The sequence below is a fragment of the Azospirillum sp. P4_B5 genome (genome assembly GCF_056402275.1).
In genome coordinates, this window is record NZ_JBFUHT010000034.1 from 35954 (window position 1) to 60845 (window position 24892).

Consider the following 24892-nt stretch of genomic DNA (forward strand, 5'->3'; position numbering starts at 1 on the left):
AGTTTGCTCTTTCCGTGCGGGCGTGATGGGAGGATGGTTCTCCATCACTTTCATCAGGTTCATCGTGCTTTTCGACGATTGCGCATCGTTTGGGAGGAGTACGCATGCCCCGCATCCTCAATCATGCACCGTGGTTGGTTCTCGCCGTGTTGGGAGCGTTCGCGCTCGGCACCGTCGCCCTGGCGCGCGGCGAGACCATCAACGCCCTCTGGCTGGTCGTGGCCGCCGTCTGCACCTACTTGGTGTCCTACCGCTACTACAGCCTGTTCATCGCCACCCGCGTCATGCGGCTGGACCCGGCGCGCCCGACGCCGGCGATGCGCCACAACGACGGGTTGGACTATGTTCCGACCAACCAGTACGTCCTGTTCGGCCACCATTTCGCGGCCATCGCCGGCGCCGGCCCGCTGGTCGGCCCGGTGCTGGCGGCCCAGATGGGCTATCTGCCGGGCATGCTGTGGATTCTCGCCGGCGTGGTGGTCGCCGGGGCGGTCCAGGACTTCATGATCCTGTTCGTCTCGATGCGCCGCGACGGGCGGTCGCTCGGTGAGCTGATCAAGGCCGAGCTGGGGGACATCCCCGGTGTCATCGCGCTGTTCGGCACCTTCATGATCATGGTCATCATCCTGGCGGTGCTGGCCCTGGTCGTGGTCAAGGCGCTGACCAACAGCCCGTGGGGCTTCTTCACGGTCGCCGCCACCGTGCCGATCGCCCTGTTCATGGGCGTCTACATGCGCTTCCTGCGCCCCGGCCGGATCGGCGAGATCTCCATCATCGGCTTCTTCCTGCTGATCGCGGCGATCCTGCTCGGCGGGCAGGTCGCGCAGAGCGAGACGTGGGCGCCGGTCTTCACGCTGACCGGCGTGCAGATCACCTGGATCCTGATTGGCTACGGCTTCGTGGCGTCGGTGCTGCCGGTGTGGCTGCTGCTGGCGCCGCGCGACTATCTGTCGACCTTCCTCAAGGTCGGCACCATCGTGATGCTGGCGCTGTGCATCCTGCTCGTGGCGCCGCCGATGAAGATGCCCAGCGTCACCCGCTTCGTCGACGGCACCGGCCCGGTGTGGTCGGGCAGCCTGTTCCCGTTCCTGTTCATCACCATCGCCTGCGGCGCGGTGTCGGGCTTCCACGCCCTGATCTCCTCCGGCACCACGCCGAAGATGGTGGAGAACGAACTCCACACCCGCTTCATCGGCTACGGCGGCATGCTGACGGAGTCCTTCGTCGCCATCATGGCGCTGGTCGCCGCCTCCTGCATCGAGCCGGGTATCTACTTCGCCATGAACAGCCCGCCCGCGCTGCTCGGCACCACGGCGGAGTCGGCGGCCCAGGTCATTAACAACTGGGGCTTCGTCATCACGCCGGAGATGATCACCCAGACGGCGCAGGACGTCGGCGAGGTGAGCATCCTGTCACGGGCCGGCGGCGCGCCGACTCTCGCGGTCGGCATGGCGCAGATCTTCTCCGAGCTGTTCGGCGGCAAGGGGATGATGGCGTTCTGGTACCATTTCGCCATCCTGTTCGAAGCCCTGTTCATCCTGACCGCCGTCGACGCCGGCACCCGCGCCGGGCGGTTCATGCTGCAGGACCTGCTGGGCGTCTTCTTCAAGCCGCTGCAGCGCACGGCGTCCTGGGCCGGCAACCTGATCGCCACCGGTCTGTGCGTCGCCGCCTGGGGCTACATCCTCTATCAGGGCGTGATCGATCCGCTGGGCGGCATCAACACCTTCTGGCCGCTGTTCGGCATCTCCAACCAGATGCTGGCGGGCATCGCCCTGATCCTGGCGACGGTGGTGCTGTTCCGGATGAAGCGGGAGCGCTACGCCTGGGTGACCATGGTGCCGGCGGCGTGGCTGCTGATCTGCACCCTGACCGCGGGCGTGCAGAAGGTCTTCCACAGCAACCCGGCGATCGGCTTCCTCGCCCACGCCGAGCGTTTCAGCACGGCCGCCAACGAGGGCCGTCTGCTCGCCCCGGCGACCTCGATGGAGCAGATGCGGCAGGTGATCTTCAACGACTACCTGGACGCGGCGCTGGCCTCGCTGTTCGTGCTGGTGGTGCTGGCGGTGCTGGTCTTCGGCGTCCTGTCCTGCCTGAAGGCGCTGCGCAGCGACCGTCCGACCACCCGGGAAATCCCGACCGGCGGCGCCACCGCGCGGGCCGGGGATTGATCGCCGGAGAGTGATTGCAGCACACCGCTCCCTCACGCCTCGCGGGGTGAGGGAGCGGCCTATTGGAAAAGGACGACCGATGAGCGGCTTGAAAAGCAACCTCAGCCGGTTCCGCGGTTACTTCGAGCAGACGGCCAAGCTCATGATCGGGGTGCCGGATTACGACACCTATCTGGAGCACATGCGGACCCGGCATCCCGACCAGCCGGCGATGACCTACACCGAGTTCCTCGACAATCGTCTGCAGGCCCGTTACGGCGCCGGCAAGGCCGGCTGTTGTTGAGCCTAGGGGTACGCGTTGTCCCCTCTCCCCTCTGGGAAGAGGGTTACTGATACTGATGCTGATGCGCCTCTGCGGGTTCGAAGCGCAGTATGGCCGGAGTCCGCATGTCGGCGGGGATCGGGGCGTCCTTGGCGGCGCCGCGCATGGCGGCGGGCGGGCGCGGCAGGCCGCTGCGGTCGCTGTAGTCGGGGTGCGGCGTCCAGGCCGTCGCTTCCTCCCGGTGCAGCATCGCCGTGCACAGCACGTCGAGCGCCGTCACCGCCGCGACCGCGCCCAGCGCCGTGGCGACGTTCTCCCGGCGCGGGTTGCCGTCGTGATGCGCCGTCGCCAGCGTGGCGAGGTCCAGCGCGTCCCCGGCGATCCGTCCCCACATCCAAGGCCGGGCGTCGCCCATCGCCAGCAGCCCGACACCGGTCGCCACCTCGCGCGCGCCATAGGCCCGGATCAGCCCGGCCTGCTCCTCCATCCCCATCCAGCGGGCGAGGCGGCGGGCGGCCACCAGTTCGGCGACACCCAACCCGATGCTGAACCAGCCCAGGCTGCGGGCCATCCGGTCGGCTGACGAATTCCTGCGGTAATACGCCATGTTGCGCCTCCCTGTTACGGCTTGAGCACGACCTTGATGCAGCCGTCCTGCTTGTCGCGGAAGGTCTGGTACATGCCCGGCCCGTCAGCCAGACCCACGGTGTGGGTGATGACGAAGGACGGGTCGATCTGCCCCTCCTGGATGCGGCGCAGCAGGTCGTCGGTCCAGCGGTTGACGTGGGTCTGGCCCATGCGCCAAGTCAGGCCCTTGTTCATCGACATGCCGAAGGGGACCTTGTCGATCAGCCCGCCATAGACGCCGGGGATCGACAGCGTGCCGGCGGGGCGGCAGACATACATCATCTCGCGCAGCACATGGGCGCGGTCGGATTCCAGCGCCAGCGCCTGCTTGGCGCGGTCGTACATGGAATCGAGCGTGGCGGTGGCGTGCGCCTCCATGCCGACGGCGTCAATGCACTTCTCCGGACCCTTGCCGCCGGTCAGCTCGTTCAGCCGCTCGACGACGCTTTCCTCCTCGAAGTTGATGGTGATGGCGCCGCCGGCCTTGGCCATGGACAGGCGCTCCGGCACGCGGTCGATGGCGATGACCTGCTTGGCGCCGAGCAGGATGGCGCTGCGGATCGTCATCTGCCCGACCGGGCCGCAGCCCCAGATCGCCACCGTGTCGGTCGGCTGGATGTCGCACTGCGCCGCGGCCTGCCAGCCGGTGGGGAAGATGTCGCCGAGGAACAGCACCTGCTCGTCGGTCAGCCCGTCCGGGATTTTCACATGGGTGCGGTCGGCGAAGGGGACGCGCACATACTCCGCCTGCCCGCCGGGATAGCCGCCGGTCAGGTGGGTGTAGCCGAACAGCCCGGCCGTGGTGTGGCCGAACAGCTTGTCGGCCATCGCCTTGTTGCGGTTGGAGCGCTCGCAGACCGAATAGTTGCCGCGGCGGCATTGGTCGCACTCGCCGCACCAGATGGTGAAGGGCACGACGACGCGGTCGCCGACCTTCAGGGCGCTCTTGGCCTCGGCCCCGACATCGACGACCTCGCCCATGAACTCGTGACCCAGGATGTCGCCCTTCTCCATGCCGGGCATGACGTGGTCGTAGAGGTGCAGATCCGAACCGCAGATGGCGCAGGACGTGACCTTGACGATGGCGTCTCGGGGCTGCTCGATCTCCGGGTCGGGGACGGTGTCGTAACGGACGTCAGCGGTGCCGTGCCAGACCAGGGCCTTCATGGGAAGCTCCTCCGGAGGGGGTGGGAAAGGGGGCGGGCGGGGGGCGGTCAGTGATGGCCGGAACCGGGCTCGGCCTGCTTGCGGTGCTGCTCGGCCAGCACGCCGGACGGCGTCACGGCGGCCATGGCCGTCTGCAGCTTGTTCTTCCAGCCGGCCACCACGTCGCCGTCGCCGCGCATCATCGCGTCGAAGCCGATCTTGGCGACCATCGCCGGGTCGTCCTTCTTGCCCTGACCGATCTTGGTGTCCTCCATGCCGGCGCGCTCGAAGAACTCGGTGTCGGTGGCGCCGGGCATCAGACAGGTGACCGTCACCCCGGAGTCCTTGATCTCGTGGCGCAGCGCGAAGGAGAAGGAGTCGATGAAGGCCTTGGTGCCGTTGTAGACCGCCTGGTAGGTGCCGGGCATGAAGCCGGCGATCGAGCCGGTGATCAGGATGCGGCCCTGTTTGCGGTCGCGCATGCCGCGCCCGACCTTCTGGATCAGGTACAGCGTGCCGGTGATGTTGGTGTCGATGACGTGGCGGGCCTCCTGGAAGTCCTGATCGAGGAAGCCGTGGCCCAGCCCGTGGCCGGCGTTGGCGAGCAGGGCGTCGACCGGGCGGCCCTTCACCGCCGCGCAGAGCGTGTCCACCCCGTCGAGGGTGGCGAGGTCCGCCTGCACCGTCTCGACCAGCACGCCGAGCGTGCGCAGTTCCTTGGCGGCCTCCTCGATGGCCGGATCGTCGGCGGCGATCAGGAGGTCGAAGCCATTCCGGGCGCACTGCTTGGCGAGTTCGAGGCCGATGCCGGTGGACGCACCGGTGACGATGGCAAGGGAACGGGTGGCTGCGCGAGCCATGGACATTGTCCTCTTTGAAAAAGCGGGATTCCCCAAGCCCAACTGGACGCGGCGGCCGATGGTTCCGCCGTCGCGGCTTCAAGGCGCAACTCCGATGGCGCCGGTGCCGCAAATCCGTGCATAAGGCTTAATCAGGTCGGGGCCGTGCCTGGTTCTTAATCAAAAGAGACGCCGGTACCCAGCGTTTCCGCGCCGTTCCGGTTGGCACGCCGCTTGCTCAACAGTCTTGTATACAAGATTGGTGCGGCAGCCTGATGACCCAGCTTCCCGACAGCATCGAAGACAGCGTGATCTCCGCCATCCTGGGCGGCCGGCTGCGGCCCGGCACCCGGCTGGGCGAGGCGAAGCTGGCCGAGGTCTACGGCGTGTCCCGTACCCGCGTGCGCGAGGCGATGATGCGGCTGGAGACGCGCGGCATCGTCCATGTCAGCGCCCGGCGCGGCTGGTTCGTCGTGGAACCCTCGGCGACGGAGGCGCGGGCCGCCTTCCAGGCGCGGCGGGTCATCGAGACCGGCATGCTGCGCGATCTGCACACGCTGCCCGGCGACGCCGTCGCCCACCTGCGCGCCCATGTCGAGGAGGAGCGCGAGGCGCTGCACACCGGCCATGTCGGGTCACGCACCTGCCTGCTCGGCGACTTCCACATCCACCTCGCCCACGCCTTCGGCAACGCCTTCCTGACCGACATCCTGCGCGACCTGACCGCGCGCACGACGCTGGTCTCGATGCTCTACCAGTCCGACCAGGACGCCGCGGCGTCCAGCGACGACCACGCCGGCATCGTGACGCTGCTGGCCGACGGCGATTTCGCCGGCGCGGCGCGGCTGATGGACGAGCACATCCGGCGCGTCGAGGACGGCCTCGACCTTGCCGCCGCCCCCGATCCCCTGGCCGGCCTGCGCGAGATCCTCTCGCCCGGCGCCCCGGCCTGACCCTTTCCCAAAACCATTCCATCCAGCAAAACCGGAGGAGTTAGAGACATGAAGCGCAGGACCCTGCTCGCCCTGGCCGTCGCCGCCGTCGCCGGTCTGTCCATCGCCCAGGCCCCCGCCGCGCGGGCCGACGCCCTTCAGGACATCACCAAGCGCGGTACGCTGCGCGTCGCCGTTCCGCAGGACTTCCCACCCTTCGGCTCGGTCGGCCCGGACATGGCCCCGCTTGGCTACGACATCGACGTGGCGAAGCTGATCGGCGCCAAGATGGGCGTGAAGGTGGAGCTGGTGCCGGTGACCAGCGCCAACCGCATCCCCTTCCTGCAGACCAACAAGGTCGATCTGGTCATTTCCAGCCTCGGCAAGAACGCCGAGCGCGAGAAGGTCATCGACTTCACCGACGCCTACGCGCCCTTCTTCAACGGCGTCTTCGCCCCGGCCGGCGTCACCGCCGCGAAGCCGGAGGATCTGGCCGGCAAGACCGTCGGCGTGACCCGCGGCGCCATCGAGGATCTGGAGCTGACCAAGATCGCCCCGGCCGATGCGGTCATCAAGCGCTACGAGGACAACAACGGCACCATCTCCGCCTTCCTGTCCGGTCAGGTCGAGGTGGTGGCGACCGGCAACGTCGTGGCGGCGGCGATCCTCGCCCGCAACCCGCCGAAGCGGCCGGAGCTGAAGTTCCTCATCAAGAACTCCCCCTGCTTCATCGGCCTGAGCAAGGAGCAGCCGGCCCTGCTGGAAAAGCTGAACGGCATCCTGGCGGCGGCCAAGACCGACGGCTCGCTGAACGCCATCGCGCAGAAGTGGCTGTCCGCCGACCTGCCGAAGGACCTCTGACCCAAGGACCTCTGACAATGACAGGGCCGGGACGCCGCGGGTGGCTTTGGCCCCCACGGCGGCCCGGCGTACGGGGGGCTGACCGGAGGGCCGCATGACCTACCGCTTCGATTATTCGTGGATCGCCGAATACTGGCCCGTCATCCTGAAGGGGCTGGTGACGACGGTCGAACTGACCCTGATCGGCACGCTGTTCGGGGTGGCGCTGGGCATCGCCTGCGCCTGGACGCGGTCGCTCGGTCCGCGCTGGTTGCGCCCGCCGGTCGTCGCCTATGTGGAGCTGATCCGCAACACGCCCTTCCTGATCCAGCTGTTCTTCATCTTCTTCGGCCTGCCGTCGCTCGGCGTGCAGATGACCGAGTTCCAGGCGGCGGTTCTGGCGATGGTCGTCAACCTCGGCGCCTACAGCGGCGAGATCATCCGCGCCGGCATCGAGGCCACCCCGCGCGGCCAGTTCGAGGCCGGGGCCAGCCTCGCCATGACGCGGTTCGAGACCTTCCGCCACGTCGTCCTGATCCCGTCCCTGCAACGGATCTGGCCGGCGCTGTCGTCGCAGATCGTCATCGTCATGCTCGGCTCGGCGGTGGTGTCGCAGATCGCGGCGGAGGACATCACCTTCGCCGCCAACTTCATCCAGTCGCGGACCTTCCGCGCCTTCGAGAGCTATTTCCTGACCACCGGCCTCTATCTGCTGCTGGCGCTGGCGCTGCGGCAGGCGCTGCGCGGTGTCGGGAACATGCTGTTCCCGCGGAGGGCCGCGCGATGATGACCTTCACCCTGTGGGACATCCTGCGCAACCTGCTGCTGGCGGCGCGCTGGACGGTGGTCCTCTCGCTCGTCTCCTTCATCGGCGGCGGGCTGCTGGGGATGGCTCTGCTCTATCTGCGCATCGGCAAGGCGCGGGCCGGACGGATGTTCGTCCTGGGCTATGTCGAGCTGTTCCAAGGCACGCCGCTGCTGATGCAGCTCTTCCTCGCCTTCTTCGGGCTCGGCCTGTTCGGCATCGACGTTCCGGCCTGGCTGGCCGCCGGGCTGGCGCTGATCCTGTGGACGGCGGCTTTCCTGGTGGAGATCTGGCGCGGCTGCGTGGAATCGGTCGCCCGCGGCCAGTGGGAGGCGTCGGCCAGCCTCGGCATGGGCTACGTCCAGCAGATGCGCTACGTGATCCTGCCCCAGGCGGTGCGCGTCGCCGTCCCGCCCACCGTCGGCTTCTCCGTGCAGGTGGTGAAGGGCACGGCGCTGACCTCGATCATCGGCTTCGTGGAGCTGTCCAAGGCCGGCACGGTCGTCACCAACGCGACCTTCGATCCCTTCACCGTCTACGGGCTGGTCGCCCTGATCTATTTCGCGCTGTGCTGGCCCCTGTCCAAGAGCAGCCAGATTCTGGAAAGGAAGCTCAATGTCGCTCATCGCGATCACTGAGGTGAAGAAGCGCTTCGGCGACGTCGAGGTGTTGAAGGGGATCAATCTGGACGTCGAGCGCGGCGAGGTCGTCGCCATCATCGGCAAGAGCGGTTCGGGCAAGAGCACGCTCCTGCGCTGCGTCAACGGGCTGGAGATGATCGACGACGGCTCGATCATGGTGGCCGGCGCCCAGCTCATCAATGACGACCTCCACCTGAAGGCGCTGCGGCTGAAGGTCGGCATGATCTTCCAGCAGTTCAATCTGTTCCCGCACCTGTCGGCGGGGCGCAACGTCATGCTGTCGCAGATGGTCGTCAAGAAGACGCCGGCGCGCGAGGCGGAGGCGATGGCCCGCCGCATGCTGGAGCGGGTGGGCTTGGGCCACAAGTTCGACGCCTACCCCGACCAACTCTCCGGGGGGCAGCAGCAGCGTGTCGCCATCGCGCGGGCGCTGTCGATGCAGCCGATGGCCCTGCTGTGCGACGAGATCACCTCGGCCCTCGACCCGGAGCTGGTGAACGAGGTGCTGGCCGTGGTGAAGGAGCTGGCCGCCGACGGCATGACCCTGATGATGGTGACCCACGAGATGCGCTTCGCCCGTGAGGTTTGCGACCGGGTGGTCTTCATGCACCAGGGCCGCGTCCACGAGATCGGCCCGCCCGAGGAGGTCTTCGGCAACCCCCGCACCCCGGAACTCCGGCAGTTCCTGGGCGCGCAACTGGTCGTGTGAGGGGGGAACGATATCCCCTCTCCCGCCCCGGGAGAGGGATTATCGGATAGGCTCAGCGCGCCGCGGTCTTCTCGCTCACCACCCGCGGGGTGTCGATCATGTCGGCGACGAACTCCGCCAGGCAGCGGTAGCTGAGGTCCTTCAGGTGAAGGCCGTCGCTGCTCAGCACCTGATCGGCGGCGAAGTGGCGGCTTTCCAGCCACCAAGCCATGATGCGGTAGCGGTCGAGCACCGGAACGTCGAGTTCGCGGCCCAACGCGACCACGGTGGCCGCGTAGGCGGGGTAGGAGTCGACCTTGACCTCGCCGGGGAAGGACTGCGGGTTCATCAGGATGACGTCCGCGCCGGTCTTGCGGATGCGGGCGATGCCGTCGCGCAGGGTGGCGGCGAAGGCGTCGAGCGGCACCTTCTGGAAGCTGTCGTTGGTCCCGACCTGCCAGACCACGAGATCCGGCTTGGCGGCCAGCACGTCCTTGTCGAAGCGGACGAGGTTGGCCCCCGCCGTCTCGCCGCCGATGCCCTTGTTCAGGACCTGGATGGCCGAGGTGGCGTGACGCTGCTCCAGAATGGCGTCGAGCTGGGCGGGATAGGTGGCGGCGACGCCGGTGGCCCCGACGCCCTCCGTGCTGGACGACCCCATCGCGACGACGGTCAGCGGCTGCCCGCCGGCCAGGGCGGACCGGCTGCGCGTCAGTCCGGCGGCGGCTGAATCCGCGCCGGGCGGGACCGGGCACAGCGCTGAGGCGGCGGCGGCACCGCTGCACAAGACCCAAGCGGCCAACACTCCGCCAAGCACCCGCCCCGTCATGAGCCACGCTCCCCTGGTTTGCGCCGTCAAGGCGCTCTGTCTGGGAGCCATGGTCCGGCGATCATGGTTAATGCATCGCTAAGCGAAGGGGCGGCTAATCCCACTTCGCTCCTCGTCAAAAGGAATGCGTTGCCGGGCTCGTCTGTTTTCGGGATACGGACGAATGGGTGGGGCGCTGGCCTTTCTGGTCATGTGGCTGCTGTCCGCCGGCGTCGGGGCGTGGGGAGGTCCGGCGCGCGATCACCTGACAACGCAACCGCGAAACCAAGCCGCCGTTGTGCTGTTCAACAGGACGCATGCGGGTGCTTCAGGTGATCCAGCCCTCTCCCCGGAGGGGAGACGGGATGCCGATCGCGCCCGCTCGTCCATCCCGTCGCTTCGCGTGGTTGAAGGCATGCATCTGGCTGATCTGTTCGTCGCGCTGCGGCACCAACTGGATCGAGATCCGCAAGAGACCGAACGCGCGGCGCAGCGCCTGGAATTCGCACCGGACGATGCGGGTGGTGTGCTGCGCCGGCTGATGGCGCTGTTGGAGGCTGACGACGGCGCCGATGCGCTCAAGTCTTGGGTCGACACGTCCGACGAGTGGACGCCGCTGGACCGGCGCGTGCTCGCGGCCCAGGCCATCGACCAGTGGTTCGCGCCGCTGGCTTCGCGCTTCCTGCCGCGAAGCGCGGTGTCTGACGGTCATCTGCGGGCACGGCAATGGTACAAGCGGCACGGGCGCCTCAACGGCCACGCCGCCGACGGCCAGCTCATCCTGCGGCCCGGCCTGTTCGACCGCTCGGTGAACATCCGGGAGGTCACGCCCCTGCGCGAGTCCTTCGACGTGGCCGATCTGTTCCACACCCTGCTTCTGCTGCCGCCGACCCTCGCGGCGGAGTGCCCCCATGGTGAGGACGGCGAACGGCCCGTCTCGCTGGCCTTCCAGCGCGTCGCCGAGGTCGCCGACCAATGCCCCAGCGATCCCAAATGGACGCCCATCGTCGGCGTCGTTCCGCTCGCCCTGGCCGAGGACGACCTCGCCCTTCGGATGTTCTCCAAGGAGGGCGCGGACTGGTATGCCGCGGTTCCTGGCGATCTCGGCGCCCGCGCGTCGGCGGCCATCGAGGCCTTGGCCGCCGAAGGCGCGACCATCGTCGTCTTTCCCGAGGTGACCGCCGATCCTGCCACGCTCGACGCCATCAAGGCGGCGGTGCGGCGTCACGCCGTGGACGGGCCGATCCGCTACGTCCTCGTCGGAGTCCGTCAGGAGGGGGAGGCGGGCGGTAAGCCGTGCAGCACGGCGGTCCTGCTCGACCGGACGGGAGCCGAGATTTTTTGCCAGACCAAGCTGCACTGTTGGGACCTCGACGCCGACCAGTGCCGCTCCTACGACGTGCGCGGCCCGGACGGGCGGTTGCTCGATGCGGCGAAGGAGTTCATTGCACCGGGGGACCGCGTCACCATCGTCGAGCTGCCCAACATGGGCCGGTTGGCGGTGATGATCTGCGAGGATCTCGGGCGCGAACAGCCGGCGGCGTGGCTGTGCCGCGCCAAGTTGCTGGACTGGATCGTCACGCCGGTGATGGACGCCGGCCTGACGGAGGAGCGGTGGCAGGCCCATGCCGGCGACGAGTCCTCCCGCGCCGGGTCGTGCCGGGTGGTGGTGGCGAACAGCATGTCCTTCTCGCACCGCTTCAACCGCGTCTGCGACGCCGATGGGCAGGAGGACAAGCGCATCACCGATTGCGGGGTCGCGCTGTTCTTCCAGCCGCGCGCCGATCCGGCGCAATCCTCGCGCATCCGCCGGCTGTCGCTTCCCATCGACGCGCTGGAGCCCCGCTGTGTCGCGGCGCGCTGGGAACCGCAACGCTGGCCGGAGCTGAAGACGGAGGGCTGTCCATGAGCGGGGAGGCGTATCGGTCACTGGCCGACGATATTCGAAAGGCCGTTGAGGCCGGCCGCTGGGGCGAGGCCGACGCGGATCTCGACACACTTGCGGAAGAGGTGGCGCTGTGCCTCGTGCAGGACCGTGCCGCCAACCTCGCCGCCCTGGCGCGGGAGGTTGCCCGCTGCCACACGGCATTGGTGCTGCGCGAGGATCGCAGCCCCGAGGCGATGCACCGGCTGGGGCAACTCCGCGCCATCGCTGCGATGGTCGCCGCCGGCCGGGCGAACCGGCCCGCCCGCAGCGAGGCGGCGCTCGCCCAGGCCGGAACGCCGACCGCGGCGGTGCTGAACGCCCTGACGGACGGGGCGAAATCGGGGCCGGCGCTAGTCGAGGCGACGGGCCTGTCGCACGACGCGGTGGCCCGCGCCCTGCCGGAACTGCGCGCCGCCGGGCTGGTCCGCTCCTGGCCGGCCGGGCGGCTGGTGATGAACGAACGGACCGGCGCGGCGGGGTAGGGCGGCTACTCCTTGGGCACCTCGCGCTCCAACTCCTCCAGCCAGATGCGCGCGTTGCCGTCGGACGGGGCGCGCCAGTCGCCGCGCGGCGACAGGGAGCCCCCTGCCGTCACCTTCGGCCCGTTGGGCATGGCCGAGCGCTTGAACTGGCTGAAGCCGAAGAAGCGCTGGATGAAGACGCGCAGCCAGGAATGGATTTCGGCCAGCGTGTAGGCGCTGCGCTTCTCCACCGGATAGCCCGCCGGCCAGTCGCCGCGCTCCGCATCGGACCAGGCGTGCAGCGCGAGGAAGGCGATCTTCGAAGGACGCAGGCCGTAGCGCAGCGTGAAGAACAGGTGGAAATCCTGAAGCTCGTAGGGGCCGACGACGGCTTCCGAACTCTGCAGGGCGCGGTCGCTGCCGGCGGGGACCAGTTCGGGAGAAATTTCCGTCGCCAGGATGTCGCCCAGCGTGTGCAGCACCTCGTCCGGAAACTGGCGGGAGCCGATGACCCAGCGGATCAGATGCTGGATCAGCGACTTCGGGACGCCCGAATTGACGTTGTAATGGGCCATCTGGTCGCCGACGCCGTAGGTGCACCAGCCCAGCGCCAGCTCCGACAGGTCGCCGGTGCCCAGAACGATGCCGCCCCGCTGGTTGGCGAGGCGGAACAGATAGTCGGTGCGCAGACCCGCCTGGACGTTCTCGAAGGTCACGTCGTACACCGCCTCGCCGCGGGCGAAGGGGTGGTCCATGTCCTTGAGCATCTGGTTGGCGGCCGGGCGGATGTCGAGTTCGTGGTGCGACACGCCGAGCGCGCTCATCAGGCGGAGCGCGTTGCCCTTGGTCTTGTCGCTGGTGCCGAAGCCCGGCATCGTGAAGGCGAGGATGTCGGTGCGCGGCCGGTCGAGCAGGTCCATGGCGCGGGCGGCGACGATCAGGGCGTGGGTGGAATCCAGCCCGCCCGACACGCCGATCACGATGCGCGGCATGCCCGTCGCCCGCAGCCGCTGGACCAGCCCGGCGACCTGGATGTTGTAAGCCTCGTAGCAGTCGAGCTCCAGGCGCTCCTGCGCCGCCGGAACGAAGGGGAAGCGGGGGACGTTGCGGCGCAGCCCCAGGTCCCCGCCGGGCGGATCGACGCGGAAGGCGACGCGCCGGAAGGCCGTCCCGTGCAGGCGGCGGTTGTCGTCGAAGGTGCCCATGCGGAGCCGTTCCTGGCGCAGCACGTCGAGGTCGACGTCGGCGACGGCCATCTGGGCGCCCTTGGGGAAGCGCTCGGTCTCGATCAGCGTCTCGCCGTTCTCGAAGATCGACGCCTGCCCGTCCCAGGCCAGATCGGTGGTCGATTCCCCGGCCCCGGCGGAGGAGTAGAGATAAGCGGCGATGCAGCGCGCCGATTGCGACTGGCAGAGCAGGCGGCGGGTCTCCGCCTTGCCGATGGTGATGTTGCTGGCCGACAGGTTCGCCAGCACCGTCGCCCCGGCCAGCGCCGCCTCGGAGCTGGGCGGGACGGCGACCCAGAGATCCTCGCAGACCTCGGCATGGACCACCAGCCCGTCCAGATCCTCCGCCTGGAACAGCAGGTCGGGGCCGAAGGGGGCGTCGTGGGCGCCGATGCGGATCGTGCCGCCCTCGGTGCCTGCGCCGGACGCGAAATGGCGGCGCTCGTAGAATTCCCGGTAATTGGGCAGATGGACCTTCGGCACCACGCCCAGCAGCCGGCCGCGATGCACGGCGACCGCCGTGTTGTAGACGCGGCCGGCGTGGCGCAGCGGCGCGCCGACGAGGATCAGCGGCATCAGGTCGCGCGACTGCTCCACGAGGTGGGCGACGGCCTTCTCCACGGCGTCGAGCAGGCAGTCCTGAAGGAACAGGTCGTCGATGGCGTAGCCGGACAGCGCCAGCTCGGGAAACAGAGCGACGGCGACCGCCTGTTCGTCGCACTCCCGCACGCTGTCGAGCACCGCCACGGCGTTCGCCATGGGGTCGGCGATCGTGCAGGGCGTCGTGCAGGCGGCGACCCGGGCCATCCCATGGCGATAGAGTGATCCAAAGCTCATGGTCCGAGCCGCGCCGTCAACCGTCATCGTGATCCTCTCCCAACCGGGCCTGCGACAAAGCACACGAGAGGGAAACCGGCGAAGGCCGCCGGTCGTCTCGCGCCGCACCGCCGCATTCTGGCCGTTGCCGGCGCGCCGCTCAACCCATTGATCTGGCCGATCGGTTATGGACGATGGATTGGGGGAGGGATCAGGCGGTCTTCACCTCGGCGATGAAGGCGTCGACGCTGCCCTTGAGGGCCACGGCGCGTCCCGCCACCTCGCGGGCGGATTGCAGGACCTGCGCCGATCCGGCGGCCGTCGATTCGGAGGCGACGCGCAAGGTGCCGATGGTCCCCGTCACCTCCGCCGTGCCCTGCGCCGCCTGGACGGCGTTGCGGCCGATCTCGGCGGTGGCCGCACCCTGCTGCTCGACGGCGGCGGCGACGGCGGTCGCCATCTCGTTCAGGCGGAAGATCACCGTGGCGATCGTCTGGATGGCCGACACCGCGCCGCCGATGGTCTCCTGCATGGAGCCGACCTGGCTGCGGATCTCGTCGGTCGCCTGCGCCGTCTGGTTGGCGAGCTGCTTGACCTCGCTCGCCACCACGGCGAAGCCCTTGCCGGCCTCGCCGGCGCGGGCGGCCTCGATGGTCGCGTTCAGAGCCAGCAGGTTGGTCTGGCTGGCGATGCCCTGGATGAGGTCGATCACCTCGTTGATGCGCTGGCCGGATTCGGTCAGGGCGCCGACCCGCTCCTGGGCCTGCTGGGCCTGCCGCGTCGCCTCGTCGGCGAAGCCGCGCGCCTCGTTCATCTGGCGCGACACCTCCTGAACGGTGGCGGTCATCTCCTCCGTCGCGGCGGCGACCGTCTGGACGTTGGCGGCGGTCTGCTCCGCGGCGGCGCCGACGACGGTCATCCGTTCCGACGCCTGCTCGGCTCCGGCGGACAGGGAGTTGGCGGTGGCCTCCAGCGCGGTGGCGGCGTCCTTCATCACGTGCAGGGCCTCGCCGACCTCGCGGTCGAAGCGCAGGATCGTCGCGCCGACCGCCTCGGCGCGGTCGAGCTTGTGCCGGGCCTCGGCCTCCTGCTCCGACTGGATGCGCTGGCGGTCGAGCGCGTTGTCCTTGAAGACGGCAAGCGCCCGCGCGATGTCGCCGACCTCGTCGCGGCGGTCGGCGCCGCTGATGACCACCGTCAGGTCGCCGCCGGCCAGACGGCGCAGGCAGGACACGACTTCCACGATGGGGCCGACGATGCCGCGCGCCGACAGCCAGCGCCCGATCAGCCCGCTGGCGAGGATGCCGAGCAGAGCGACCGCGGCGATCAGCCACGTGATCCGGTCGGACAGCGCTTCCGCCTCCTCGGAGATCCGCGCCGTCTTGGTGACGATGAGGTTGTTGTAGTCCTGGACGGAGCGGATCAGCGCCTCGACCTGCTCCTGGCTGCCGGACACGTTGTTCAGCACCTCGCGCCGGGCGTAGGTGATGCCCATGTCGGCGTGCTTCTTCGCCGCCGCCACCGTGGCGTCCAGGCTGCCGACGTAGGCGGCATATTGGTTCTCGATGCGGTCCAGAAGCGGACGCTGCCGCTCATCGGAGGCGGCGCGGGCGTGCTCCAGGTTGGCGCGGATCTCCGCCTTGCGGTCGGCGACGACGGCCTCGATGGTGGCGACGCTGGCCGGGTTGGCGCCCATCTGGTACTCGGCGCGGCTCAGTTCGACCAGATAGCGGTTCAGCCGGGCGCCCTGCGTCGTCTCGCGGCCCGCCTCCTCGACCCGGTTCAACTCCCCGCCGAGCGTGGCGAGGCCGTAGCCGCTGACCAGGGCGGTGGACACCGAAACGGTGCCCAACACCACGACGATGCCGAGAATCTTCCCGGCGATGCGCACATTCTTCAACTGCATGTCGGCCTCGGGCGGCGCCCTGTTTGGGTGTTAACGCGCTAAATCGATGCGGTGGATGGTGGAGCCGGCCTGGGTTCCGGCGTCGCTATCGGCGGCGCGGACGGCCCAGGCGGCGATCGCCAGATCCTGGATGCCCATGCCGGTGGAATCGAAGACGGTGATCTCGTCCGCGCTGGCGCGGCGGGGCGCCTTGCCCTCCAGCACGTCGCAAAGCGTGCCGCGGATGGACTCGCGGGTCAGGCCGTGCGCTAGAGCGTGCTGGCATTCGCCGAGGGCCGAGGCCTGCGCCCAGTCGTCCACCCAGACGGCGGCGCCGAGCAGGATCGCCGGGTCCAGCTCCTGCTTGCCGGCGGTGTCGGCACCCATGGCGCAGATGTGCGTGCCGGGGCGGACCCAGCCGGCCTGGACCACCGGCTCGCGCGCCGTGGTCAGGGTGATGAGCGCGTCGGCGTTGCGCGCCGCGGTTTCGGCGTCCACGACCTCGACGGGCAGCCGCCCGGCGAAGGAGGCGGCCAGTTCCTCGGCCCGCGTGCGGTCGCGGTTGGCCACCAGGATGCGGTCGAAGGCGCGCACCAGAAGCGCCGCCTCCAGATGGTGCGCGGCCTGCCCGCCGGTGCCGATCAGGGCGAGGACCCGCGCGTCGGGCCGGGCCAGTTCGCGGATGCCGATGGCGCAGGCGGCGGCGGTGCGCAGCCCGGTCAGGTGGTTGGAGCTGACCAGCGCGGTCGGGCAACCGGTCTCCGGGTCGGTCAGCACGGTGGTGGACTGGTGGTTGGTCAGGCCGCGGGCGCGGTTGCCCGTCCAGTAGCCGCCGATCTTCAGCCCGAGCAGCCCGATGGCGAGGTCGCCGCCGGCCTTGATGCCGTAGACGTCCGGCCCCGGCAGCAGCCGTTCGCGCACCACCGGGAAATTGCGGGCCTGCCCGCGGGAGACTTCGCGGAAGGCCATGTCCATGGCCTCGATCGCGTCGGCGGGGGACACCAGACGGCGGGCGGCGGTTTCATCGATGACGATCATGCTTGCACTCCAGCCGCATCCAGCACCAGACGCGTCAGCGCGTCGTCCGGCGTTTCCATCCGTGCCATGATCGAGAAGTGATCCTCCCCGGCCAGCGTGTGATAGGTGCAGCGTGAGCCGCGGCACTGGCACAGCGTGGCGAAGTCGCGCGACTGGGCGATCCAGGCGGGAGTCTCCGCCGAACCGACGACGACCGTCAGGGCCGTGGCGGTGGAGGGCGGGTGGCGCATCGGGCTGACCCCATCGACCATCTCCGGGCGCAGCCCGATGGTCTCGTTGACGGTGATGCCCAGCACCGGCGCCAGCTCGTAGATGCCGCTGATCAGGACGGCGGCCTTGATGGTGCCATCCTCCAGCCGGTCCGCCCCGGCGTCGTCGGCCAGCGCCATGGCGATCAGATGCGCCCCGGCGGAATGGCCCGACACGGTGAGGCGGTCGGGATCGCCGCCCAGCGAGGCCGCGTTGCGGTGAATCCAGCGCAGCCCCTCACGGGATCGCCGCGCGATCTCCGGCAGGGTCGCCGCCGGGCACAGGTCGTAGTTCATGACCACGGTCGTGACGCCGCGCGGCACCAGCGCGTCGGCGACGTAGCTGTAGTCGGCCTTGTCCCGTCCGCGCCAATAGCCGCCGTGCAGGAAGACGTGCAGCGGGGCGCCGGGTGCGGCCGCCGGGAACACGTCGAGCGTGGACAGCGGGCTGTCGCCGTAGGCGATGTCGTACCGTCCGGCGTTCCGTTCCCGCGCGGCGCGGCTCAGCGCGGCGGCGCGCTCGGCGTGGCGCGCGAAGTCGGGAACGGAATGGCGGGGGTTGTACTGCCACTCGTGATCGTCACGGACGACTGACACGATGGGACCTCCTGGGTTCCGGAGAAGGGGGGCGCTCAGACCAGATCCATCAGCTGGGTCCACAGCTGGTGCCGCTTGGCGACGTACTCCGGCGTGTCGCGCAGCGCCTCGCCCAGGCTGGCGCGCGGGCGCGGGATGTCGATGGGCACGATCTCGCGGATGCGGCCGGGGCGGGGCGACATGACCACCACCCGGTCGGCGAGGCAGACGGCCTCGTCCACGCTGTGGGTGACGAAGAGGATCGTCTTGCCCATGCGCTCGGTCAGGCCGAGCATCTCGTTCTGCAAAATCTCGCGGGTCAGCGCGTCGAGCGCGCCGAACGGCTCGTCCAGCAGCATGATCTCCGGCTCGATCGCCAGGGCGCGGGCGATGCCGACGCGCTGCTGCATGCCGCCGGACAGCTGGTGCGGGAAACGGTCGCCGAAGCCCTTCAGCCCGACGGTGGCGAGCACGCGCTCGGTCGTCTCGCCCTGGCGGGCGGCGGGGATGCCCTTGGCCTCCAGCGCGAAGCCGATGTTCTGGGCGGCGGTCAGCCAGGGCAGCAGGCCGTACTGCTGGAAGACGAAACCGCGGTCGTGGCCGGGGCCGGTGACCGGCTTGCCGTCGATGCGGATCTCGCCGCTGGTCGCCGTCTCCAATCCCTGGATGATGCGCAGCAGCGTGGTCTTGCCGCAGCCGCTGGGCCCGACGAAGGCGATGAACTCACCCTCCTCCACGTCCAGGTCGACGCCGTCGAGCGCCGTCATCGACGGCCCTCCGGACACCGGGAAACGCTTGGTCAGGTTGCGGACGGACAGCTTGGGCATGGGGCGGCACCGGGTCTTGAAGCGGGACGGCAGGCGGGGCGGGGGCGGAGCGGGGGAGGGGGCCGGCGGTGCGCCGCCGGCCCCGGCGGGATTACGGCTGCTTGTAGGTGCCGATTTCCGTCAGAACCTCCTGGACGATGCTGGTGTCGAGCACCTTCTCGGCCGGGTGGACGGCCTTCTGCAGGCCGCCTTCGACGTTCAGCTCCTGCATGTACTTGGCCTGTTCAGCGGTGACGGTGCCGTTCGGGTTCCAGATGCCGCCGACCTTGTAGAACTCGTAGAACTCGGCGAGTTGCTCGTCGTTGTAGTCGAAGTGCTTCTTCGCGACGTCCAGCGCGCCCTTCTCGTTGTCGAAGATCCAGCGGGTCGCCTCCAGCTCCGCCTTGACGAAGCGCTTCAGCACGTCGCGCTTCTTGGCGATGGTCTGGTCGTTCACGTCCCAGGGGGTCATCACGTAGTTGGGCAGCTTCTTGGAGACGACGAACAGCACCTTGGCGTTCTTGTCGTGCGCGGCCTTCGGGTCGTAGTTGGAGACGGTCGCGTCGATGGTGCCGGTCAGGATGCCGTTGATGCGCGCCGAGGAGCCCTTCAGCGAGACCCACTGGACCGACTTGATCTGGTCCTCGCTCATCCCGGCCTGGCGCATCAGGGCGGTGATGACGACGTGGGGCAGCGAGCCGGGGGAGGAGATGCCGACCTTCTTGCCCGGCAGGTCGGTGACGTCCTTCACGCCCGACGCGGCGTTGGCGTAGAAAGCGTAATGCAGGCCGGTGTGGACGCCGCCGATGGTCTTCAGCGTGCCGCCCTTGTCGGCCGCCGCCAGCGTCTCCGACATGCCGGCCTGGCTGATGTCCAGTTCCCCGGCGATCAGGGAGCGCACGGGGATGGAGCTGTCGGCGATGTGCACCAGCTCCACCGTCAGGCCGTTCCTCTCGTAGAAGCCCTGGTCCTGCGCGACGAACTCGACGAGGTTCAGGAACATCTTGGCCGGCATGCCGATCTTCAGCGCGTCGGCGGCGAGCGCGGCGGTGCTCATCGCCACGGAGAAGGCACCCGCCAGCAGGGCGGCCTTCAGCGAACGGGACATCATGCTCATGATCCCTCTTCCTTCCTCAATCCGGTGTGATATGGGGCGCGTGTGGTGCGGGGGAGGCGGGCCGGTCAGCGGCGGCGCCAGCGGCCGAAACGCTCTTCGACCTTTTGAACGAGAACCGTCAGCGCGTTGGCGAGCAGGGCCACCACCAGGACCGGGGCGAAGGCCTTGGCCGTCTCGAACGCGTTGGTGTAGTTGATGATCAGGCCGCCGAGGCCGGAGATGGAGGTCAGGAATTCCGCCACGATCATCGCGATGATGCCCCGGCCCAGCGCGATGCGCAGGCCGCTCGCCACGTAGGGCAGGGCGTAGGGCGCGATGATCTGGCGGTAGACCATGAACCGCGAGGCCATGAAGGCCTTGCCGATGTCCAGATAGTGCCGGTCCACGTTCTTCACGCCGGTGACGGTGTTGATGATCACCGGGAAGACCGCGAACAGGATGATGATCGTGATCTTGGCGAGGAAGCCGATGCCCACCCACAGCATCAGGATGGGGATCAGCGCCACCAACGGCATGGCGTAGAGCGCGTTGATGTAGGGATCGAGGATCACCTCCACCGTGCGGTTCGTGCCCATCGCGAAGCCGATCACGATGCCGATGACCGAGGCGATGACGAAGCCCAGGACGAAGGTCGACATGCTGTCGATGGTCGCCGAGAACAGCTCGCCGTTCAGCAGCAGCTCCCAGGTCGCCATGGCGATGTCGCTGGGCACCGCGACCAGAAGCTTGTTCGCGTCGCGTGCCGCGAATTCCCAGACGGCGAGCAGCAGGACCAGCGTGCCGAATTGAAGCAGCCGTTCGCGGCGCCTCTGCCGGTTGGGGTCGGACGCCGCCGCAGGCTCGTCGGCGCTTTTTGAAACGGCGCTCGCTTGTGCACTCCGCTGCACGCCTGCCTCCTGTGTACGAGGTGATGGTATGGTGTGGTGGGTGTGGCGTTCGCCCCTATGGGCCGCCGTTGATACGTATGCTAATCGAACGTGGTAGTGTGGCGCAAGCAGATCGTCATACTGTCTGACAAGAAGAGAAATTTTATGTCAAATTTGCCGATAAATATCATCCGCGTCGCCGCTCCCCTGCGCCAGCAGGTGATCGACCTGTTGCGCGCGGCCATCGCCGACGGGCGCTATTCCCCCGGCGACCGGCTGGTCGAGCGTGAGCTGTGCGAGACGTTGCAGGTCAGCCGCCCGATCCTGCGGGAGGCCCTGCGCCAGCTGGAAGCGGAGGGGCTGGTCCACAACGTGCCCCAGCGCGGGCTGGAGGTGGTGACGCTGACGGCGGAGGATGTCCGGCAGATCTATCAGGTGCGCGGGGCGCTGGAGAGTCTCGCGGCGGCGGAGTTCATCGCCCAGGCCAGTCCGGAGCAGTGGGCGATCCTGACCGACGCCATGGCGGGTTTCGAGGCGGCGGCGGCGGAAGGCGTGCCGTCGCGCATCCGCACGGCGAAGACCATGTTCTACGACACGCTGATCGCCGGTTGCGGCAACCCGACGATGGCGCAGATCCTCAAGGCGCTGCACAACCGCATCCAGCTTTTGCGCGGGGTGTCGCTGGCCGAGCCGGGACGGCTGCCCAACACGATCCGCGAGATCCGCGAGATCTACGAGGCGATGACCGCCCGCGACACCGTCCGCACGCGCCAGCTCTACGACGAGCACATCGCCAGCGCCGCCCGCGTGACCATGCAGGCTTTAGCCGCTGGGCGATGAGGGCCGGGCGATAAGGGCTGGGCAGTAAGGGCGGTCAGGCGCCGCCGATGCCCTCGGTGAAGGTCTCGCCGGTCCTCGGGTCGATGTCCTCGCCGGTTCCCGGCGTGCCGGGCGCGGCCTCGTCACGGTCGTTCGCCGGCTTCTGGCTGTCGGGATCGTAGCTGCGCGGGGGATGGATGCCGGTGTCGTCCGGCTTCTTCGGGTCGCTCATGCGCCACCTCTGCGAAAGGGATTGCAACCCTCCCGTCAACAGGGGCGCCAGCGCATCCTCACGCGTTCCGGTTCGGGCGGCGCTGCTTTATCCTGTCGCTGCGCTTGCCAGCAAGGCACCGAAGGGGAGGGGACACACCATGACGACCGCCAAAAACACGATCTGCCTCTGGTACGACAAGGACGCGGAGGCCGCAGCCCGCTTCTACGCCACGGTCTTTCCCGACAGCGCGGTGGGGGCCGTTCATCGCGCTCCTGGCGACTACCCGTCCGGCAAGGCGGGCGACGTGCTGACCGTCGAGTTCACCGTCGCCGGCGTTCCCTGCCTCGGCCTCAACGGCGGGCCGACGTTCAAACACAACGAAGCCTTCTCGTTCCAGATCGCCACCGACGATCAGGAGGAAACCGACCGTTATTGGAACGCCATTGTCGGCAACGGCGGGCAGGAAAGCGCCTGCGGCTGGTGCAAGGACCGCTGGGGCGTCTCCTGGCAGATCACGCCGCGCGTGCTGACCGAGGCGTTGGCGGCCGGCGGCGACGAAGCCGGGCGCGCCTTCGCGGCGATGATGGGCATGACGAAGATCGACGTCGCCGCGATCAGGGCCGCGATCGAGGCCGCGCGGCGCGGCTGACGATCCCCGGAGGGCCGGGCTCAGCGGCCGGGGGCCGGCGCCTCCACGGTCTCCGCCGCGCCGCGCGCGGGAACGCGCAGCAGACTGGTCATGCCGCCCGCCAGGGTGAGGGCGGCGGCCATGGCGAGGCCGAGGCGCGGCGCCGCGTCCGGGCCGGACAGCAGCGAGAACAGCACCGTCATGAGCACCGCCCCGGCGGTCTGCCCGACCAGACGCGCGGTGCCCTGCATCCCTCCGGCGGCGCCGCTGCGCGCCTTGGGCACGGTCAGCAGCATGTTGCGGTTGTTGGGCGTCTGGAACAGCCCGAAGCCGAAGCCGCACATCACCATGAAGACCAGCAGCGGCCGCGGGTCCTGCTCCAGCGGCCAGACCGCTGCCAGGGCGAGGCCGGCGGCGAGGAGCAGACCACCCAGCGCGCACAGCCAGCCCGTCCCCACGCGGTCGGACAGCCGGCCCGCGATGGGTGCTGCGACGGCGGTCGCCAGCGGCCACGGCACCAGGAACAGCCCCGCCGTGACGATGTCCTGCCCAAGGCCGTGCTGCAGGTAGAAGGGCAGGGCCACGGCGCCGGCCATCTGGCCGGTGAAGCAGAGGACGGAGGCGACCACCGACAGGCGGAAGGAGCGCACCCGCAACAGATCGAGCGGCACCAGCGGCGCCTCGCTTTCCTTTTCGCGCCGGACCAAGCCGGCAAGACAGAGCACCGCGGCCAGCAGCAGCGCGCCGCCGCGCAGAGGCTGCGACGCGACGGTCTCGGCCCCCATCACCAGGGCGGCGAAAAAGCCGGCGTTGAGGGCGACGCTGGCGGGATCAAGGCGGCGCTTGGTTCCCGCGACGGCGGGCAGCGCGCGGGCGGTCGCCAGAACCACGATCCCGACCGGGATGTTGACCGCGAACAGAAACGGCCAGGGGGCGACGGCGAGGATGCCCGCCCCGAGCGTCGGTCCCGCCGCCGAGGCCAGCGCGATGGCCAGCGCGTTCCAGCCGATGGCGGCGCCGAGCAGCCTCTGCGGATAGACGAAGCGCAGCAGCGCGACGCCCAACGCCATCACCGCCGCGCCGCCCAGCCCCTGCACGAAGCGCGCGGCGATCAGCCAGGGCAGCGTCGGCGCCAGGGCGCAGCCGGCGGAGGCCGCGGTGAACAGCAGCACCCCGCCGGTGAACACCCGGCGGTGCCCGAGACTCTCGCCGAGGGCGCCGACGGGCAGGAGCGCGATCACCAGCGCCAATTGGTAGGCGGTGATGATCCAGACGGTGTCGGCGGGCGGAACCCCGAGGGTGCGGGCGACGGTCGGCAGGGCGATGTTGGCGATGGCGCCGTCGAGAACGACCAGCACGATCGCGGCGATGACGGACGCGGCGGCCACGGCGCGGCGGGGCATGGGCAGCCCGTCCGGATGTGGGGAATCTGGCGTTCGGGGAACGGTGGAACGGGGCATCAAACTCTCCAACAGTGGTTGGATCAACTTTGCGCCTCCAATGGCATGGCGGAAGACGCCGCCTGTGCAGGATATTCCTGCATTGAACGCCATGTGTTAGCCTCGGCACCCATGGCCGACCCCGATCTCAATCTGCTCATCGCGCTCGACGCGCTGCTCACGGAGGGCAGCGTCGTCAAGGCGGCGCGGCGGCTCGGCCTCAGCGACTCCGCGATGAGCCGCACCCTGGCGCGCCTGCGCGCGGTCACCGGGGACCCGCTGCTCGTCCGGGCCGGGCGCGGCCTCGTCCCGACGCCGCGGGCCATCCAGTTGCGGGAGCGGGTGCCCGCCCTCGCCGAGGAAGTCCGCGCGGTGCTGCGTCCGGCGGAGGCCATCGACATCGCCCGGCTGGAGCGCAGCTTCACCCTGCGCGCCAGCGAGAGCTTCATCGAGGTCTACGCCGCCCGGCTGGTCGGTCGCGTCGCCGCCGAAGCCCCCGGCGTCCTGCTGCGCTTCGCGCCGCGGGGCAACCGCGACGCGCAGGCGTTGCGGGACGGGCTGATCGACCTCGACATCGGGGTGCATTCGGAAACCACGCCGGAGCTGAAGGTGCAGAGCCTGCTCCGCGACCGGCTGGTCGCCGCCGTGCGGGACGGCCATCCGCTGACCCGGCTGGAGGCGGTGACGCCGGAACAGTACGCGGCCTGCGGCCATGTGCTGACCTCGCGGCGCGGGCTGGTGCGGGACCGGGTGGACGAGGCGCTGGCCGCCCTCGGCCTTGCGCGCAAGGTGGTGGCCGTGGTGCCGAGCTTCCCGGCGGCCCTAGCGATCGTCCGCGCCTCCGACCTGACCGCCCTGGTGTCCGAGCGTCAGGTTGCCGCGGGCGTGGCCGGGGTCCGCACCCTGCCGCTTCCCATCGCCCTGGATGAGGTCGTGGTGACGCAGATGTGGCATCCCCGGCAGGACGCCGACCCGGCCCACGGCTGGCTGCGCGGGGTGGTGCTTGCTGCTTGTCGTGAGTCGGCGCGAGCGGTGTGAACTGTCAAAGTGTGAGTTGATCGGGATGG

General features: G+C 69.3%; 25 protein-coding genes. 12 read left to right on the top strand and 13 right to left on the bottom strand.

Going from position 1 to position 24892, the window contains the following annotated elements:
• Positions 1 to 104: 104 nt before the first annotated feature.
• Positions 105 to 2171: a carbon starvation CstA family protein gene (locus tag AC1DVI_RS23260; RefSeq protein ID WP_476959985.1), complete on the top strand. Its 2067-nt coding sequence runs from the start codon at positions 105 to 107 to the stop codon at positions 2169 to 2171.
• A gap of 79 nt (positions 2172 to 2250) precedes the next feature.
• Positions 2251 to 2454 (top strand): YbdD/YjiX family protein, encoded by a 204-nt coding sequence (locus AC1DVI_RS23265; RefSeq protein ID WP_014197888.1) that lies wholly within the window; start codon positions 2251 to 2253, stop codon positions 2452 to 2454.
• Between the two features lie 43 nt (positions 2455 to 2497).
• Here AC1DVI_RS23265 and AC1DVI_RS23270 read toward each other — a convergent pair whose 3' ends face one another.
• Genes AC1DVI_RS23270 through AC1DVI_RS23280 form a run of 3 tightly spaced genes read right to left on the bottom strand, consistent with a single transcriptional unit; the run spans position 2498 to position 5066 of the window.
• The gene (locus AC1DVI_RS23270) at positions 2498 to 3040 is read right to left on the bottom strand and encodes a cyclase dehydrase (protein WP_476959986.1); all 543 of its coding nucleotides are present in this window, start codon (positions 3038 to 3040) and stop codon (positions 2498 to 2500) included.
• A 14-nt stretch (positions 3041 to 3054) separates the two neighbouring features.
• Positions 3055 to 4227, bottom strand: coding sequence for a zinc-dependent alcohol dehydrogenase (locus AC1DVI_RS23275; RefSeq protein WP_476959987.1), 1173 nt, complete (start codon positions 4225 to 4227; stop codon positions 3055 to 3057).
• Positions 4228 to 4274: 47 nt separating this feature from the next.
• The gene (locus AC1DVI_RS23280; RefSeq protein WP_476959988.1) at positions 4275 to 5066 is read right to left on the bottom strand and encodes an SDR family NAD(P)-dependent oxidoreductase; all 792 of its coding nucleotides are present in this window, start codon (positions 5064 to 5066) and stop codon (positions 4275 to 4277) included.
• A gap of 254 nt (positions 5067 to 5320) precedes the next feature.
• Between AC1DVI_RS23280 and AC1DVI_RS23285 the strand changes: the two genes are divergently transcribed.
• From AC1DVI_RS23285 to AC1DVI_RS23305, 5 genes are all read left to right on the top strand, one after another.
• Positions 5321 to 5998: a GntR family transcriptional regulator gene (locus tag AC1DVI_RS23285; RefSeq protein WP_145627020.1), complete on the top strand. Its 678-nt coding sequence runs from the start codon at positions 5321 to 5323 to the stop codon at positions 5996 to 5998.
• A gap of 48 nt (positions 5999 to 6046) precedes the next feature.
• A complete protein-coding gene (locus AC1DVI_RS23290; RefSeq protein ID WP_476959989.1) occupies positions 6047 to 6838 on the top strand; it encodes a transporter substrate-binding domain-containing protein in 792 nt (263 codons plus the stop codon).
• A 94-nt stretch (positions 6839 to 6932) separates the two neighbouring features.
• Positions 6933 to 7604, top strand: a complete 672-nt coding sequence (locus tag AC1DVI_RS23295) for an amino acid ABC transporter permease (protein ID WP_476959990.1) — start codon at positions 6933 to 6935, stop codon at positions 7602 to 7604.
• The gene (locus AC1DVI_RS23300) at positions 7601 to 8260 is read left to right on the top strand and encodes an amino acid ABC transporter permease (RefSeq protein WP_476959991.1); all 660 of its coding nucleotides are present in this window, start codon (positions 7601 to 7603) and stop codon (positions 8258 to 8260) included. The genes AC1DVI_RS23295 and AC1DVI_RS23300 overlap by 4 nt, the downstream gene beginning before the upstream one ends.
• Positions 8238 to 8972, top strand: coding sequence for an amino acid ABC transporter ATP-binding protein (locus tag AC1DVI_RS23305; protein WP_014197879.1), 735 nt, complete (start codon positions 8238 to 8240; stop codon positions 8970 to 8972). Before AC1DVI_RS23300 ends, AC1DVI_RS23305 begins: the two co-directional genes overlap by 23 nt.
• Before the next feature lie 52 nt (positions 8973 to 9024).
• Here AC1DVI_RS23305 and AC1DVI_RS23310 read toward each other — a convergent pair whose 3' ends face one another.
• Positions 9025 to 9780, bottom strand: coding sequence for an SGNH/GDSL hydrolase family protein (locus AC1DVI_RS23310; RefSeq protein ID WP_476959992.1), 756 nt, complete (start codon positions 9778 to 9780; stop codon positions 9025 to 9027).
• A gap of 394 nt (positions 9781 to 10174) precedes the next feature.
• Between AC1DVI_RS23310 and AC1DVI_RS23315 the strand changes: the two genes are divergently transcribed.
• Positions 10175 to 11668 carry a nitrilase-related carbon-nitrogen hydrolase gene (locus AC1DVI_RS23315; RefSeq protein WP_476959993.1) on the top strand — a complete coding sequence of 498 codons (1494 nt, stop codon included), beginning with the start codon at positions 10175 to 10177 and terminating at the stop codon, positions 11666 to 11668.
• A complete protein-coding gene (locus AC1DVI_RS23320) occupies positions 11665 to 12168 on the top strand; it encodes a hypothetical protein (RefSeq protein WP_476959994.1) in 504 nt (167 codons plus the stop codon). The genes AC1DVI_RS23315 and AC1DVI_RS23320 overlap by 4 nt, the downstream gene beginning before the upstream one ends.
• 5 nt (positions 12169 to 12173) lie before the next feature.
• On the opposite strand, the gene AC1DVI_RS23325 is transcribed toward AC1DVI_RS23320, so the two are convergent.
• The 7 genes from AC1DVI_RS23325 to AC1DVI_RS23355 form a co-directional block, all read right to left on the bottom strand.
• A complete protein-coding gene (locus AC1DVI_RS23325) occupies positions 12174 to 14237 on the bottom strand; it encodes an NAD(+) synthase (RefSeq protein WP_476959995.1) in 2064 nt (687 codons plus the stop codon).
• Positions 14238 to 14400: 163 nt separating this feature from the next.
• Entirely contained in the window at positions 14401 to 16095 is a 1695-nt protein-coding gene (locus AC1DVI_RS23330; RefSeq protein WP_476959996.1) for a methyl-accepting chemotaxis protein, read from the bottom strand.
• 30 nt (positions 16096 to 16125) lie between these two features.
• Positions 16126 to 17112, bottom strand: a complete 987-nt coding sequence (locus AC1DVI_RS23335) for an ornithine cyclodeaminase family protein (protein ID WP_476959997.1) — start codon at positions 17110 to 17112, stop codon at positions 16126 to 16128.
• The gene (locus AC1DVI_RS23340; RefSeq protein ID WP_476959998.1) at positions 17109 to 17957 is read right to left on the bottom strand and encodes an alpha/beta hydrolase; all 849 of its coding nucleotides are present in this window, start codon (positions 17955 to 17957) and stop codon (positions 17109 to 17111) included. The genes AC1DVI_RS23335 and AC1DVI_RS23340 overlap by 4 nt, the downstream gene beginning before the upstream one ends.
• A 35-nt stretch (positions 17958 to 17992) precedes the next feature.
• Positions 17993 to 18763, bottom strand: a complete 771-nt coding sequence (locus AC1DVI_RS23345; protein WP_145678882.1) for an ABC transporter ATP-binding protein — start codon at positions 18761 to 18763, stop codon at positions 17993 to 17995.
• Positions 18764 to 18854: 91 nt separating this feature from the next.
• On the bottom strand, positions 18855 to 19859 hold the full coding sequence (locus AC1DVI_RS23350; RefSeq protein ID WP_476959999.1) for an ABC transporter substrate-binding protein: 1005 nt from the start codon (positions 19857 to 19859) through the stop codon (positions 18855 to 18857).
• Positions 19860 to 19924: 65 nt separating this feature from the next.
• Positions 19925 to 20746 (bottom strand): ABC transporter permease, encoded by an 822-nt coding sequence (locus tag AC1DVI_RS23355; RefSeq protein ID WP_476960000.1) that lies wholly within the window; start codon positions 20744 to 20746, stop codon positions 19925 to 19927.
• A gap of 144 nt (positions 20747 to 20890) precedes the next feature.
• On the opposite strand from AC1DVI_RS23355, the gene AC1DVI_RS23360 reads away from it, so the two are divergent.
• Entirely contained in the window at positions 20891 to 21565 is a 675-nt protein-coding gene (locus AC1DVI_RS23360) for a GntR family transcriptional regulator (RefSeq protein WP_476960001.1), read from the top strand.
• Between the two features lie 34 nt (positions 21566 to 21599).
• On the opposite strand, the gene AC1DVI_RS23365 is transcribed toward AC1DVI_RS23360, so the two are convergent.
• Positions 21600 to 21776, bottom strand: coding sequence for a hypothetical protein (locus AC1DVI_RS23365; protein ID WP_170295901.1), 177 nt, complete (start codon positions 21774 to 21776; stop codon positions 21600 to 21602).
• A gap of 139 nt (positions 21777 to 21915) precedes the next feature.
• Between AC1DVI_RS23365 and AC1DVI_RS23370 the strand changes: the two genes are divergently transcribed.
• Positions 21916 to 22407 (top strand): VOC family protein, encoded by a 492-nt coding sequence (locus tag AC1DVI_RS23370; protein WP_476960002.1) that lies wholly within the window; start codon positions 21916 to 21918, stop codon positions 22405 to 22407.
• 20 nt (positions 22408 to 22427) lie between these two features.
• On the opposite strand, the gene AC1DVI_RS23375 is transcribed toward AC1DVI_RS23370, so the two are convergent.
• The gene (locus AC1DVI_RS23375) at positions 22428 to 23789 is read right to left on the bottom strand and encodes an MFS transporter (RefSeq protein WP_476960003.1); all 1362 of its coding nucleotides are present in this window, start codon (positions 23787 to 23789) and stop codon (positions 22428 to 22430) included.
• A gap of 168 nt (positions 23790 to 23957) precedes the next feature.
• Here AC1DVI_RS23375 and AC1DVI_RS23380 point away from each other — a divergent pair, with 168 nt between their 5' ends.
• On the top strand, positions 23958 to 24863 hold the full coding sequence (locus tag AC1DVI_RS23380) for a LysR family transcriptional regulator (protein WP_476960004.1): 906 nt from the start codon (positions 23958 to 23960) through the stop codon (positions 24861 to 24863).
• Positions 24864 to 24892: the final 29 nt, after the last annotated feature.

Coding starts and splice junctions, on each gene's coding strand:
- AC1DVI_RS23290 (WP_476959989.1), top strand. CDS start 6,047: ATGAAGCGCAGGACCCTGCTCGCCCTGGCCGTCGCCGCCGTCGCCGGT.
- AC1DVI_RS23335 (WP_476959997.1), bottom strand. CDS start 17,112: ATGATCGTCATCGATGAAACCGCCGCCCGCCGTCTGGTGTCCCCCGCC.
- AC1DVI_RS23310 (WP_476959992.1), bottom strand. CDS start 9,780: ATGACGGGGCGGGTGCTTGGCGGAGTGTTGGCCGCTTGGGTCTTGTGC.
- AC1DVI_RS23365 (WP_170295901.1), bottom strand. CDS start 21,776: ATGAGCGACCCGAAGAAGCCGGACGACACCGGCATCCATCCCCCGCGC.
- AC1DVI_RS23295 (WP_476959990.1), top strand. CDS start 6,933: ATGACCTACCGCTTCGATTATTCGTGGATCGCCGAATACTGGCCCGTC.
- AC1DVI_RS23345 (WP_145678882.1), bottom strand. CDS start 18,763: ATGCCCAAGCTGTCCGTCCGCAACCTGACCAAGCGTTTCCCGGTGTCC.
- AC1DVI_RS23380 (WP_476960004.1), top strand. CDS start 23,958: ATGGCCGACCCCGATCTCAATCTGCTCATCGCGCTCGACGCGCTGCTC.
- AC1DVI_RS23305 (WP_014197879.1), top strand. CDS start 8,238: ATGTCGCTCATCGCGATCACTGAGGTGAAGAAGCGCTTCGGCGACGTC.
- AC1DVI_RS23285 (WP_145627020.1), top strand. CDS start 5,321: ATGACCCAGCTTCCCGACAGCATCGAAGACAGCGTGATCTCCGCCATC.
- AC1DVI_RS23370 (WP_476960002.1), top strand. CDS start 21,916: ATGACGACCGCCAAAAACACGATCTGCCTCTGGTACGACAAGGACGCG.
- AC1DVI_RS23350 (WP_476959999.1), bottom strand. CDS start 19,859: ATGAGCATGATGTCCCGTTCGCTGAAGGCCGCCCTGCTGGCGGGTGCC.
- AC1DVI_RS23260 (WP_476959985.1), top strand. CDS start 105: ATGCCCCGCATCCTCAATCATGCACCGTGGTTGGTTCTCGCCGTGTTG.
- AC1DVI_RS23265 (WP_014197888.1), top strand. CDS start 2,251: ATGAGCGGCTTGAAAAGCAACCTCAGCCGGTTCCGCGGTTACTTCGAG.
- AC1DVI_RS23275 (WP_476959987.1), bottom strand. CDS start 4,227: ATGAAGGCCCTGGTCTGGCACGGCACCGCTGACGTCCGTTACGACACC.
- AC1DVI_RS23330 (WP_476959996.1), bottom strand. CDS start 16,095: ATGCAGTTGAAGAATGTGCGCATCGCCGGGAAGATTCTCGGCATCGTC.
- AC1DVI_RS23375 (WP_476960003.1), bottom strand. CDS start 23,789: ATGCCCCGCCGCGCCGTGGCCGCCGCGTCCGTCATCGCCGCGATCGTG.
- AC1DVI_RS23280 (WP_476959988.1), bottom strand. CDS start 5,066: ATGGCTCGCGCAGCCACCCGTTCCCTTGCCATCGTCACCGGTGCGTCC.
- AC1DVI_RS23270 (WP_476959986.1), bottom strand. CDS start 3,040: ATGGCGTATTACCGCAGGAATTCGTCAGCCGACCGGATGGCCCGCAGC.
- AC1DVI_RS23360 (WP_476960001.1), top strand. CDS start 20,891: ATGTCAAATTTGCCGATAAATATCATCCGCGTCGCCGCTCCCCTGCGC.
- AC1DVI_RS23320 (WP_476959994.1), top strand. CDS start 11,665: ATGAGCGGGGAGGCGTATCGGTCACTGGCCGACGATATTCGAAAGGCC.
- AC1DVI_RS23325 (WP_476959995.1), bottom strand. CDS start 14,237: ATGACGGTTGACGGCGCGGCTCGGACCATGAGCTTTGGATCACTCTAT.
- AC1DVI_RS23315 (WP_476959993.1), top strand. CDS start 10,175: ATGCATCTGGCTGATCTGTTCGTCGCGCTGCGGCACCAACTGGATCGA.
- AC1DVI_RS23300 (WP_476959991.1), top strand. CDS start 7,601: ATGATGACCTTCACCCTGTGGGACATCCTGCGCAACCTGCTGCTGGCG.